This is a genomic window from Proteus sp. CA142267 (assembly GCF_003336825.1).
Lineage (GTDB): Bacteria > Pseudomonadota > Gammaproteobacteria > Enterobacterales > Enterobacteriaceae > Proteus > Proteus terrae.
In genome coordinates, this window is sequence record NZ_QPMG01000001.1 from 293,228 (window position 1) to 305,824 (window position 12,597).

Below are 12,597 nucleotides of genomic sequence, written 5' to 3' on the forward strand. Positions count from 1 at the left end.
CCAGATTTTTATTACATTATATAAATAACAGAAAAAATGATGTTTTTTGAAAGTCAGGGCAAAAAAAATAGGCAATAAACTAAAATTTATTGCCTATTATATAAAATTAGAAAAGGTATTAAATGGTTTTAATATCCACTTTTCATATCAACCACACCACAAGGTGCTTCACCCTTTTCAATTCGTTGGATATTTTCAACAATTGTATCCATGGCGATATTAGGAATTGTAAAGGCTGCAATATGTGGCGTAATAGAAACACGAGGATGAGTCCAAAATGGGTGCATTCCTGCTAATGGCTCTTGAGCAAAAACATCCAAAGTCGCATCAGCAATATGCCCTTGATCTATCGCTTCTAATAAATCTTGATCAACTAAATGCGCACCTCGTGCTAAATTAATCAAATAAGAAGAAGGTTTAAGTTGCTCAAAGAGTGAAAAATTCAAAATACCATGTGTTTCTGGCGTATAAGGTAATAAGTTAATTAACAAATTACACTCTTTGAGAAAATCATTGAGTTGTTCTTTACCATAAAAGCTTTCAACATTTTTAATTTGTTTTTCACTGCGACTCCAGCAACGCACTTTAAAACCAAGTTCAGCAAGTTTAGTCGCAACACTCCCACCTAAAGCACCAGCCCCTAAAACACCAATAACAAAATCATCATAAGAATGCGCAGGAAGTTGTTTCCATAAACGTTGTGATTGTTGGCGTTTATAATCATCCATTCGACGAAAGTAATACATCACTTTAGCAATCGCATATTCTTGCATTTGAAGCCCCATTCCTGTGTCTTCTAAACGCATAACAGGAACACCTGTTGGTAATGTACCTGGCTTTTGTTGTTCTTGTTTTAAAATAGCATCGACCCCGGCACCTAAGGCAAAAATACCTTTAAGATGATTGCGACTGGCTAACATTTCATAGGGAGGAAGCCAAACCATAGCGTAATCTGCAGGTTGATGATCGCCTGGTTCCCAAATGCGTATATTGGCATTCGGTAAACGCGCCTTCATACCATTGATCCATGTTTCTGCGTCAAAAAAAGGATGATAATAAATAATATTCATTTTGCCTTCCTCCAGCATTTTTATCATAGGGTGCGAGGGTTATGTTCCGATTTCAAGTCTCTTTGAATAAGTTGTTAATAAAAATGTTGAGAATGTTAACTAGCTAACGAAAATCTCAATTCTTTTTTTATACACCAACCTATTATCTATTGGTTTGCTACATAATTTGTCTAGCATTTGCACATATTGTTTTTTATTTGACTACTTGATACAAAAGTTAAAGGAAAAATGCATTTAGCTGTTGACGCTTATAAACCTTTTCCCTATAGTAGCGCCCCGTTGAGAGATATTAAGTATATGTCCAACAACAATATGGTGAGATGTCCGAGAGGCTGAAGGAGCACGCCTGGAAAGTGTGTATACGGCAACGTATCGAGGGTTCGAATCCCTCTCTCACCGCCATATTCTAAGATAGAGCCTAGTTTTTTAACTAGGCTCTATTTTTTTGTCCGAAATTTCCACCTTCTTGGTCTCGTTTCCTCTTCACTGATTTGTTTATATCCATCAATTCTTCATTTTTTGATGATATTATTATACAACACATTTTTATTTTATTTTTTGCTTAATCGTTTTATTTAATAATTTATCATCGCTTAATAACCTTTGATTATTAATTTTAATGAGTTAAAACAACTTATGTAGTTGTTATTTAACTCTATCCGATTTTTATAACGTAAAAAGTTTTTTATTATCCTATATCTGAACGACATTTATTCTAAAATAAAACGCTTTTTATAATTTTAAAATAAATTTAAACTTTATTTTCAAGCAAGCAACAGAATAAATACAATAAGATACATTGCGTTATCTATTTAGATTAACTTATTAGTTTAATTGATTTTATTTTTACTAAGCTTTAAGATATGCATTAATAATTTGATATATCACATTATTATCAGCGAATAAAAGCGATATCCTCTCTTTTCCTTATCGCCGTTATTCGGCATCTGACTTCTTATTTTGGTTTAATCCTAAATGAAAACTCATAAAGTTAACCGGGTTCGCCCCTTTAGTGCATTTATTGATGCATGTGTAAAAGAGCCTTACTCTTTTGCGCGTTTATTAAAAGATATTATTGCAGGGATCACCGTCGGAATTATCGCGATACCTTTAGCCATGGCTTTGGCAATTGGTAGCGGTGTTCCTCCGCAATACGGTCTTTATACCGCAGCTATTGCCGGTATAGTCATTGCTGTTTCTGGTGGCTCTCGATACAGCGTGTCAGGGCCTACTGCCGCTTTTGTTGTGATCCTTTATCCTGTATCACAACAGTTTGGTTTGAGTGGCCTATTGATTGCTACGCTCATGTCTGGCGTTATCTTAGTGGTTATGGGATTAGCTCGCTTTGGTAAGCTTATTGAGTATATTCCTGTTTCTGTAACACTTGGATTTACTTCGGGGATTGCTATCACTATTGCCACAATGCAAGTAAAAGACTTTTTTGGTCTTGAATTAGCGCATGTGCCAGAAACTTATATTGATAAAGTGATTGCTCTAGGCTCTGCATTACCGACTATTCATCTTGGTGATACACTTATTGGTCTGACAACACTGTTTGTTTTAATTTATTGGCCTAAGCTGAATTTACGCTTACCCGGACACTTACCCGCTTTAATCGCAGGTACAGCAGTAATGGGAATTGTGAATATGTTCGGCCATGAGGTTGCAACAATTGGCTCGCAATTTAGTTATATGCTTCCTGATGGAACAACTGGGCAAGGTATTCCACCTATTTTGCCTCAGTTTGTTTTACCTTGGAATTTACCAAGTTCAGGTACATCACTTGAATTAAATTGGAGTACTGTTTCTGCTTTATTACCTGCAGCCTTTTCAATGGCAATGTTAGGTGCTATCGAATCATTATTATGTGCAGTTGTGCTTGATGGTATGACAGGCAAAAAACATCACTCTAATGGTGAGTTAGTCGGGCAAGGTGTTGGTAATATTGTTGCGCCTTTCTTTGGTGGTATTACAGCAACAGCGGCAATTGCACGTTCTGCTGCTAACGTACGTGCAGGTGCAACATCACCTGTTTCTGCTATTGTTCACTCATTATTGGTGTTGCTAACTTTACTTGTATTAGCTCCTTTTCTTTCTTATTTACCTTTAGCCGCAATGTCCGCATTGCTGTTAATTGTTGCATGGAATATGAGTGAAGCGCGTAAAGTTATTGATCTTATTCGACACGCTCCTAAAGACGATATTATTGTCTTAGTCTTATGTTTATCGCTCACCGTTCTCTTTGATATGGTTATTGCTATTACTATCGGTATTGTGTTGGCTTCACTGTTATTTATGCGTCGTATTGCCAATATGACCAAAATAACTGAATCTCCTTATACTGATGATGATAAACAATTATTAGTTGTACGTGTTAATGGCCCATTATTCTTTGCCGCCGCTGAGCGTATCTTTAATGAGTTGCGTGATCGTAGCAAAGGTTATAAAACCGTTATTATGCAATGGGATGCTGTTCCTGTGTTAGATGCAGGTGGATTACATGCATTCCAGCATTTTGTCACCGATGTTAAAAATGATACCCATGTGATTGTTTGTGATATTCCTTTCCAGCCTTTAAAAACGTTGGCAAGAGCAAGAGTCACACCAATTGAAGGTACTCTGAATTTTTATCCTTCATTACAAAAAGCACTGGATGATTTGGAATTAATTCAGTAGCGGTTTAGAATTTCAGATAAAAAATTAACGCCTTTAATCAATATTAAATAAAGATTAAAGGCGTTTTTAATTATGAATAATTATAAGATTTAATTTGAGAAATTATTAATTTCAACGCTCATTCTTAATATAAAAAATAATTCACTTAATTAGGGATAAATACTTTATTTATCCCACTTCCTTGCACACCCTTTTTTAATAAATCTTGATAAAGTGCATTCATTCCCAACCAGTGATTTTCACACCATTCAGGAGCTAATAAGGTGGGTTTTCTAGCGCTAGCACAAACTCGGTGATAAATAATTTCAGGAAGAGTATGGCGGATCATCTCACCCGCAGTATAAACATACTGCTCTTGCGTCAATGCATTAATACGCCCTGCTTTCCATGCTTTAGCTATCGTGCTGCCTTCAACAATATGCAATGGGTGTAATTTAAGCCCATCAGTACCTGTCTCTACCACACGCTCTAATGTTTGCATATTAAACAGATGATCTTCTCGTGGCAGTCCAACAATAAGGTGCGTACACACTTTTAAACCTCGCCGACGAGCTTCACGAGTGGTCGCTTGATAACATTGAAAATCATGCCCACGATTAATGTGCTTCAATGTTTTATCATGAGCCGTTTGTAAACCAAGTTCTAACCATACTTCATAGCCTTTATCGCGATAACCTTGCAATAAATCCAATACACTAACAGGGACACAATCTGGCCGAGTTCCGACACATAACCCAACCATATCCGCTTGTAATAATGCGGTTTCATATAACGTACGTAAGTATTCTACTTCGGCATAAGTACTGGTATAGGCTTGAAAATAGGCAAGATAACGATGTGCACGGTTAATATTTTGGGCTTGTAATGCAATTTGTTCTTCTATTGAATGATATTGTGTTTTCTCATCAGCAAAAGAGGAAACATTACAGAAAGTACAGCCTCCCCGTCCCAATGTACCATCTCGATTAGGACAGCTGAAACCGCCATGAAGGGTGATTTTATGAATTTTTTCGTGATAACGGCGCTGAAGATCAGCGCCGAACATATTCACAACCGTATGCAGTTGCATAACAATTTTATTTGCTAGTATCTAACTCAGGGAAACTTTTAACTAAGTCATCAATGGCTTTAATTTGCGCTAAGAAAGGCTCTAATTTTGCCAGTGGTAACGCTGATGGACCATCACAACGAGCATTATCTGGATCTGGGTGAGCTTCAAGAAATAATCCAGCAAGGCCAACAGCCATACCTGCACGCGCTAATTCAGCAACTTGTGCGCGACGTCCGCCCGATGCAGCACCAAATGGGTCACGACATTGTAATGAGTGGGTGACATCAAAAATAACGGGTGCACCTTGAGAGGCCTGCATCATGACATGGAAACCTAACATATCAACAACTAAATTATCGTAACCAAAGTTACTACCGCGATCACATAGGATAACTTGGTCGTTACCGCCTTCTTTAAACTTATCGACGATATTTCCCATTTGACCTGGGCTTACAAATTGAGGTTTTTTTACGTTGATCACAGCGCCAGTTTTAGCCATCGCTTCAACAAGATCAGTTTGACGCGCTAAAAATGCAGGTAACTGAATCACATCAACCACTTCTGATACCGGTTGAGCCTGTGCTGCTTCATGAACATCAGTAATAATTTTAACGCCAAAAGTTTCTTTCAACTCTTGGAAAATTTTCATCCCTTCTTCTAACCCTGGACCACGGTAAGAGTGGATTGAAGAACGGTTTGCTTTATCAAAAGAAGCTTTGAATACATAAGGAATATTCAGTTTTTGAGTTACAGTGACGTAATGCTCACAAATACGCATGGCTAAATCGCGCGATTCTAATACATTCATGCCACCAAAAAGCACAAATGGCAGGTCGTTTGCTACCTTGATATCACCAATATTCACCACTTTATGTTGCATATTTATCCCTATACTGTTTGTAATGTACTGTGTTAATTAAGTACGTTTCTTAAATTTTTAGTGTAGAACAATAGGATTTTGTTCTATCGAATGAATTTGGATCTTGATCATCTCTGAAATGGGATCTTCAGGGCATTGCTCAACAAAATAGTTTAAGTCAGAAATCGCTACATGATTGCACTCTAACTGAGCAAAAATAAGTCCACGATCACGTATTTCGTAGGGATCTTCAGGATCAAACATTAACACCGTTTCACTCGCTTTTAATGCTTGCTCCATATTCTTTTCTTCCATTAAAGAAACTTTTAATGTATCCAAAAGTTTACGAATAATAGAACTGTATTCTGATTCTTCTAAATCTGCCTCTAATAATACAGAGGCGCTACCTACATTCCCTTTTAACCAAACTTCTAAGGTATGTTGTGATAGATATTCACCATTTATTGGATTTAAAAATAGCGGTTGTTCATTAGGAATATCTATTCTGATGATAAGTTGTGTAGGGAAGATAACCGGCACTAACGGTAAATTTAACGCTTGTGCGATATAAATAAGAATCGAACCCAGTGAAACAGGAGAGCCTACGTGTGTCGCTAATACTTTATCTAACCATAACGTATCAGAAAGGCAGTATTTACCACTTGCACCACTAAAGTGCCACTGTTTATAAAACAGTTTTAGCAGTGCTTCTATCTGCTCTTTGGTATTTCCTTGTTGGGGAATTTCAGCTTCGGCCTGTTCAACTAACTGCGCTAGTTGATAACCAACAGAAGTGGTCGGAAAATCAGGGCGAATAGCCTGAGAGATAAGGATCATGCCCTTAACTAAAGGGGCTTTATTAAATTCGTAATCAGCTATGGTTTCTATCATAATTCCAACGACCTACTGTCACTCGCTCATTACCGCCATAATCACGGAAAGTTTCCACACAGCAGTAACCCTTATCAATAAAAATATTGCGTACACCTTCGCCTTGTTGCCAGCCGTGTTCCAGTAACACCCAGCCATTATCAGTTAAAAACTGACGAGCAGTTTCAATGATAATCTCAATATCAGCAAAACCATTTTTGCCAGCAACTAATGCGGTTAAAGGTTCAAAACGAACATCCCCCTGATGAATATGCTCATCATTTTCATCAATGTAAGGAGGATTACTGATTATCATACCAAATTGATACCTAGAGAGTGAACTAAACCAACAACTTTCCATAAATTCTGTGTTGTTTAATGCTAAGTTGGTCGCATTCTCTTGCGCTAATGCCACAGCTTCAGTTTGAAAATCCACTCCAATAATATGGCAATCTGGACGTTCTGATGCCATTGCTAACGCAATAGCGCCTGTTCCTGTTCCTAAATCAAGAATATGGGTCGGCTCTGAAGGTAGTTTTTCTAATGCTTTTTCAACAAGGCATTCTGTATCTGGACGAGGAATTAATGTTGCTGGTGAGACTTTTAAAGGCAGTGACCAAAACTCTCTTTCACCGACTAAATAAGCAATAGGTTCACCTTTAATACGTCGAGTCAGCAATTGCGATAATTGTGCTAACTCGTCTGGCGAAAGTACCGTTTCATTAAAGGCAATTAAATAAGTGCGGGTACGTTGTGTCACGAACCCAAGTAGAATTTCAGCATCACGTTTAGGGCTGTCACTTTCAATTAATTGCAAGGCTGCTTCGCGCAGCCATTGTTCATAATTCATTAATTCAACTCAGAAAGTGCAGAAAGCTGATCCGCTTGGTACTCAGTTACGATAGGCTGAATTAAGGGATCTAATTTTCCTTCCATTACTTCATCTAAGCGATAAAACGTGAGGTTGATACGGTGATCAGTTACACGACCTTGCGGGAAGTTGTACGTTCTAATTCGGTCCGAACGGTCACCAGAACCCAACAAGTTACGACGTTCAGAAGCTTCCGCTTCTTGGCGTTTTTGTATTTCAGCCGCACGAATACGTGCACCTAATACAGACATCGCTTTGGCTTTGTTTTTGTGCTGTGAACGCTCATCCTGACATTCCACCACAATTCCTGTTGGAATATGCGTAATACGGATAGCAGAATCGGTGGTATTAACGTGCTGCCCCCCCGCCCCTGAAGAACGGAATGTATCAATACGCAAGTCGCTTGGACTGATTTCAGGTAATTCAGCTTCCGGTACTTCAGCTAATACAGCGACCGTACAAGCAGAAGTATGAATACGGCCTTGAGATTCCGTTTCAGGAACACGTTGAACACGGTGACCACCCGATTCGAATTTCAATACACCATAAGCGCCATCACCAACCACTTTTGCGATAACTTCTTTGTAGCCACCATGCTCACCTTCGTTAGCATTCATGACTTCAATACGCCAGCGACGTGATTCGGCATAACGGCTATACATACGGAATAAATCACCAGCAAATAATGCTGCTTCATCTCCCCCTGTTCCCGCACGAATTTCAAGGAAACAGTTAAATTCATCATCAGGATCTTTAGGCAGTAACAGCACTTGTAACTGTTGTTCTAAATCATCATTTAATGCTTGTGCTTCTTTCAGCTCTTCTTGTGCCATCTCTTTCATTTCAGGATCATCAAGCATCATTTCTGCTGCTTCGATGTCGTCTTGCACTTTTCGCCATTGGCTAAAACAAGCCGTGACGTCAGTTAATTGAGAGTATTCTTTTGAAAGCGCACGAAAACGCTCCTGAGAGGCAATAACATCAGCTTCTGACAGAAGTGCCTGAATTTCTTCATAACGCTCTTGTAGAGCTTCCAACTTAGCGACAATAGAAGGCTTCATTCGTAGATTAAGATCCTGTTAGACAAAGTTAATTATGGGTAATACCCAAACTTTCACGTAATAGATTCAGGCGTTCAATATCACCATCACTGGCAGCCTGTTGAAGAGATTTTGTTGGTGTGTGAATAAGACGATTCATCAATTGATGAGAGAGCTGTTGGATGATTTTTTCTGCATCCGCTCCGTTTTGTATCAATGTGATGGCTTTTTCTGTCATTTCTGCACGTAACATTTCAGCGCTGTCTCGATATTCTCGAATTGCACCCACAGCACCTTGTGCTCGCAACCAATCCATAAATTGCCCACTTTCTTGCTGGACAATATGTTCTGCTTGAATCGCAGCAGCTTGGCGTTGTTCACGGTTATGTTGAATAATCGCTTCTAAATCATCAACGCTATAAAGATAAACGTTATTAAGCTTTTCGACATCTTGTTCAATATCACGAGGAACCGCGATATCCACCAGCAACATTGGTTGATTACGACGTTTTTTAAGCGCTCTTTCAACCATTCCCTTACCAATAATCGGTAATGGGCTTGCTGTAGAACTAATGACAATATCAGCCTGTGCAAGACATTCATCAATATCTGATAATGTAATGACTTCAGCATCAACTTCATTTGCTAAACGCTGAGCTCGTTCTTTTGTTCGATTAGCAATAATGATTTTTTTGACTTGATGTTCACGAAGATGGCGAGCGACTAACTCTATTGTCTCACCGGCCCCCACTAATAAAATAGTCAAAGAAGATAACGATTCAAATATTTGACGCGCTAATGTACAAGCCGCAAAAGCAACAGAAACTGCGTTAGCACCAATTTGAGTCTCTGTTCTCACTCTTTTCGCAACTGAAAAAGATTTCTGAAACAGGCGTTCCAGCTCTGAAGAGAGCGAGTGATAATTTTGAGAATCGGCAAAGGCTTTTTTAACTTGCCCTAAAATTTGAGGTTCACCTAATACGAGAGAATCTAAACCGCTTGCCACTCGCATTAAATGACTGACAGCTTGATTATCTTGATGCCAATAAACACTGCTTTTCAGTTCATTTGGCTCTATTTGGTGATATTGACATAACCAGCGAATAAGCTGTTCATGGCTATTTTCTTTGTCTTCCATACTAAGATAGAGCTCAGTACGGTTACAAGTAGACAGCACGACACCACCTCTGACAGCGGGTTGCTGTAAGAGGTTATTCAAGGCATCACCCATAGTATCGGGAGAAAAAGAGACTTTCTCACGTAAAGCAACGGGGGCTGTTTTATGATTAATACCTAATGCTAATAACGTCATATCAACTATATCGAGTTATGAATAAATACCGCCTCGCGACTTGACTTAGTGTAAACCTAAAACAGCGCATTTAGTATGGACTCTTCATTTCCGCCATTCTACTTGATGAACAGATTCAATAAAAGAGCTTACTTGAGTGATAGGAGATTTCTATACACAATTTAACGAAATATCGTTATATCATAAGGTTTATGATACTCTTTTTTTCAACTAATAACGAATTAAAGGAATGTCTCAGCTATGCGTTCACGCTTTTTTTCAACCAACCAACTGCTGCGCCTTATCCCGCTAACGGCGTTGTTGCTGAGTGCCTGTAATCTAAATCAGATAAAGACTCAAGGCTCGGCATCTGATAACGATGTGCAATGGCAAGCTCGCCAGCAAGCATTAAAGAAAATTTCACAATATGAAACCCGAGGCGCTTTTGCTTATATCGAAGATACAAACAAAACCTATGCTCGATTCTATTGGCAAGACAGAGCCGATGAGCGTTACCGCTTATTGCTTACCAATCCTTTAGGCACAACAGAACTCGATTTAAATGTCATGCCTGGTGTGATTGAAGTTACCGATAATAATGGTAAAAAATATTATAGCGATAACCCTGCTGAGATGATTTACCAGCTCACAGGTATGGTTATTCCACTCAAAAACCTGCGTGCTTGGCTCATTGGTTTACCGGGTGACGCAACTGATTTCACGTTAGATGCTAATCACTTACTAAAATCTGTTACATTACCTGCCCCTGAAGGCGATTGGATTGTGACTTACCAAGCTTATGATTCAAGTACCACACCCAATCTGCCACAGCGCCTTGAGTTAAAACAAGGTGAACGCACTATCAAATTAAAAATGGATAACTGGGATATACAGCAATGACTCTAAGTTGGCCTTCTCCCGCCAAATTAAATCTTTTTCTCTACATCACGGGGAAACGCCCTGATGGTTATCATAATTTACAAACGTTATTTCAATTTTTAGATTATGGTGACACACTCACTATTACACCTCGTGATGATACCCAGTTAACTATCTTGACGCCGATTGATGGTGTAGAAGATAAAGATAATTTAATTATTAAAGCCGCTAAATTACTTCGTGATTATTGCCAGCAACATAATATTCCTTTGCAGTATCACGGCGCTGATATCAGTATTGATAAAAAACTTCCTATGGGAGGTGGCTTAGGTGGAGGTTCCTCTAACGCAGCAACAACATTAATTGCACTTAATCACCACTGGCAAGCGGGTTTAAGTGATGAAACCTTAGCCGAATTAGGGGTAAGTTTAGGTGCAGATGTTCCTGTTTTTGTAAAAGGTCATGCCGCGTTTGCCGAAGGCGTTGGTGAAATTTTGACCCCTGCAGAGCCAAAAGAGCAATGGTATTTGGTCGCACACCCCGGAATTTCCATTCCAACACCGACAATCTTCACAGATCCAGAATTAAAACGTAATTCTCCTATTCGCTCTCTTGGCGCATTATTAAAGGCTCCGTTCGAAAATGACTGTGAAATGATCGCAAGAAAACGTTTTCGTGAGGTTGAATATCTGCTTTCGTGGCTGTTAGAATATGCACCGTCACGCTTAACTGGGACAGGTGCCTGTGTGTTTGGTGAGTTCGACTCACAAGTTGCCGCTAGTGAAGTGTTAGTTAACGCCCCTGAGTGGGTGCATGGATTTGTAGCGCAAGGCGCCAACATTTCTCCTCTGCATTTATTCCGCTCAAGGATACCTGTGTTATTGCACCCGTAAGATGATGTTTACAAACCTTATGTTCATAAACACGTTCTTTACTGGTCAACAATATCTCTCTCTGGACGCAAGCCTGAGGTTTTTCTCGTGCCCGATATGAAGCTTTTTGCTGGTAACGCAACCCCGGAACTGGCTCAACGTGTTGCCAACCGACTCTACACTAGCCTAGGAGACGCGGCTGTAGGTCGTTTTAGCGATGGTGAAGTCAGTGTGCAAATCAACGAAAACGTACGTGGTGGTGATGTATTTATCATTCAATCAACCTGTGCACCTACTAATGATAACTTAATGGAATTAGTGGTCATGGTTGACGCATTACGTCGAGCTTCCGCTGGTCGTATCACTGCTGTTATTCCTTACTTCGGTTATGCCCGTCAGGATCGCCGTGTTCGTTCAGCCCGTGTTCCTATTACGGCAAAAGTTGTTGCGGATTTCTTATCTAGTGTAGGCGTAGACCGTGTTTTAACCTGTGACTTACACGCAGAACAAATCCAAGGGTTCTTTGATGTACCGGTTGACAATGTCTTCGGCAGCCCGATTCTTTTAGAAGATATGCTTCAAAAAGATTTGGACAACCCTATTGTTGTTTCTCCAGATATTGGCGGTGTTGTTCGTGCTCGCGCTATCGCTAAGCTTCTGAATGACACTGATATGGCTATCATTGATAAACGTCGCCCTCGTGCTAACGTTTCTCAAGTTATGCATATTATTGGTGATGTTGCTAACCGCGACTGTATCCTTGTTGACGATATGATCGACACAGGCGGTACATTGTGTAAAGCAGCTGAAGCGCTGAAAGAACGTGGTGCTAAACGTGTATTTGCTTACGCGACTCACCCAATCTTCTCTGGTAATGCTGTTGAGAACATCAAAAGCTCTGTTATTGATGAAGTGGTTGTCTGCGATACAATTCCGTTATCAGCAGAAATCAAAGCATTAAATAAAGTCCGCTCATTGACCCTTTCTGGCATGCTGGCTGAAGCAATTCGTCGCATTAGCAATGAAGAGTCAATCTCTGCGATGTTTGAACATTAATTTGTTATAACATTCATTGCAATTTGAGATAACTAAACCCGCTATAGCGTTTGTTATAGCGG

11 protein-coding genes and 1 tRNA gene are annotated in these 12,597 nt (G+C 39.5%); 5 read left to right on the top strand and 7 right to left on the bottom strand.

Going from position 1 to position 12,597, the window contains the following annotated elements; all coding sequences use genetic code 11:
• Window positions 1-128 precede the first annotated feature (128 nt).
• A complete protein-coding gene (gene ghrA, locus C0T34_RS01360; protein ID WP_098942638.1) occupies window positions 129-1,070 on the bottom strand; it encodes a glyoxylate/hydroxypyruvate reductase GhrA in 942 nt (313 codons plus the stop codon).
• Between the two features lie 314 nt (window positions 1,071-1,384).
• On the opposite strand from ghrA, the gene C0T34_RS01365 reads away from it, so the two are divergent.
• Window positions 1,385-1,472: transfer RNA gene (locus C0T34_RS01365), tRNA-Ser, on the top strand.
• 573 nt (window positions 1,473-2,045) lie between these two features.
• On the top strand, window positions 2,046-3,746 hold the full coding sequence (gene dauA, locus C0T34_RS01370) for a C4-dicarboxylic acid transporter DauA (protein WP_098942637.1): 1,701 nt from the start codon (window positions 2,046-2,048) through the stop codon (window positions 3,744-3,746).
• Window positions 3,747-3,891: 145 nt separating this feature from the next.
• Here the strand turns inward: dauA and C0T34_RS01375 are convergent, their stop codons facing one another.
• Genes C0T34_RS01375 through hemA form a run of 6 tightly spaced genes read right to left on the bottom strand, consistent with a single transcriptional unit; the run spans window position 3,892 to window position 9,749 of the window.
• Complete coding sequence (locus tag C0T34_RS01375; protein WP_109849582.1) at window positions 3,892-4,815, bottom strand: TIGR01212 family radical SAM protein; 924 nt, start codon at window positions 4,813-4,815, stop codon at window positions 3,892-3,894.
• 7 nt (window positions 4,816-4,822) lie between these two features.
• The gene (gene kdsA / locus C0T34_RS01380; RefSeq protein WP_098942633.1) at window positions 4,823-5,677 is read right to left on the bottom strand and encodes a 3-deoxy-8-phosphooctulonate synthase; all 855 of its coding nucleotides are present in this window, start codon (window positions 5,675-5,677) and stop codon (window positions 4,823-4,825) included.
• A 57-nt stretch (window positions 5,678-5,734) separates the two neighbouring features.
• Window positions 5,735-6,544 (bottom strand): invasion regulator SirB1, encoded by an 810-nt coding sequence (gene sirB1, locus C0T34_RS01385; protein ID WP_192940924.1) that lies wholly within the window; start codon window positions 6,542-6,544, stop codon window positions 5,735-5,737.
• The gene (prmC, locus tag C0T34_RS01390) at window positions 6,528-7,376 is read right to left on the bottom strand and encodes a peptide chain release factor N(5)-glutamine methyltransferase (protein WP_109849583.1); all 849 of its coding nucleotides are present in this window, start codon (window positions 7,374-7,376) and stop codon (window positions 6,528-6,530) included. The genes sirB1 and prmC overlap by 17 nt, the downstream gene beginning before the upstream one ends.
• Complete coding sequence (gene prfA / locus C0T34_RS01395; RefSeq protein ID WP_098942630.1) at window positions 7,376-8,458, bottom strand: peptide chain release factor 1; 1,083 nt, start codon at window positions 8,456-8,458, stop codon at window positions 7,376-7,378. Before prfA ends, prmC begins: the two co-directional genes overlap by 1 nt.
• Before the next feature lie 28 nt (window positions 8,459-8,486).
• Window positions 8,487-9,749 carry a glutamyl-tRNA reductase gene (gene hemA, locus C0T34_RS01400; RefSeq protein ID WP_098942629.1) on the bottom strand — a complete coding sequence of 421 codons (1,263 nt, stop codon included), beginning with the start codon at window positions 9,747-9,749 and terminating at the stop codon, window positions 8,487-8,489.
• 240 nt (window positions 9,750-9,989) lie between these two features.
• On the opposite strand from hemA, the gene lolB reads away from it, so the two are divergent.
• The 3 genes from lolB to prs all read left to right on the top strand — a co-directional run bounded on the left by lolB (window position 9,990) and on the right by prs (window position 12,535).
• Window positions 9,990-10,628, top strand: a complete 639-nt coding sequence (gene lolB / locus C0T34_RS01405) for a lipoprotein insertase outer membrane protein LolB (protein WP_098942628.1) — start codon at window positions 9,990-9,992, stop codon at window positions 10,626-10,628.
• Entirely contained in the window at window positions 10,625-11,500 is an 876-nt protein-coding gene (gene ispE / locus C0T34_RS01410) for a 4-(cytidine 5'-diphospho)-2-C-methyl-D-erythritol kinase (protein ID WP_098942627.1), read from the top strand. The genes lolB and ispE overlap by 4 nt, the downstream gene beginning before the upstream one ends.
• Before the next feature lie 87 nt (window positions 11,501-11,587).
• A complete protein-coding gene (gene prs, locus C0T34_RS01415; protein ID WP_036912921.1) occupies window positions 11,588-12,535 on the top strand; it encodes a ribose-phosphate diphosphokinase in 948 nt (315 codons plus the stop codon).
• The last annotated feature ends 62 nt before the right edge of the window (window positions 12,536-12,597 follow it).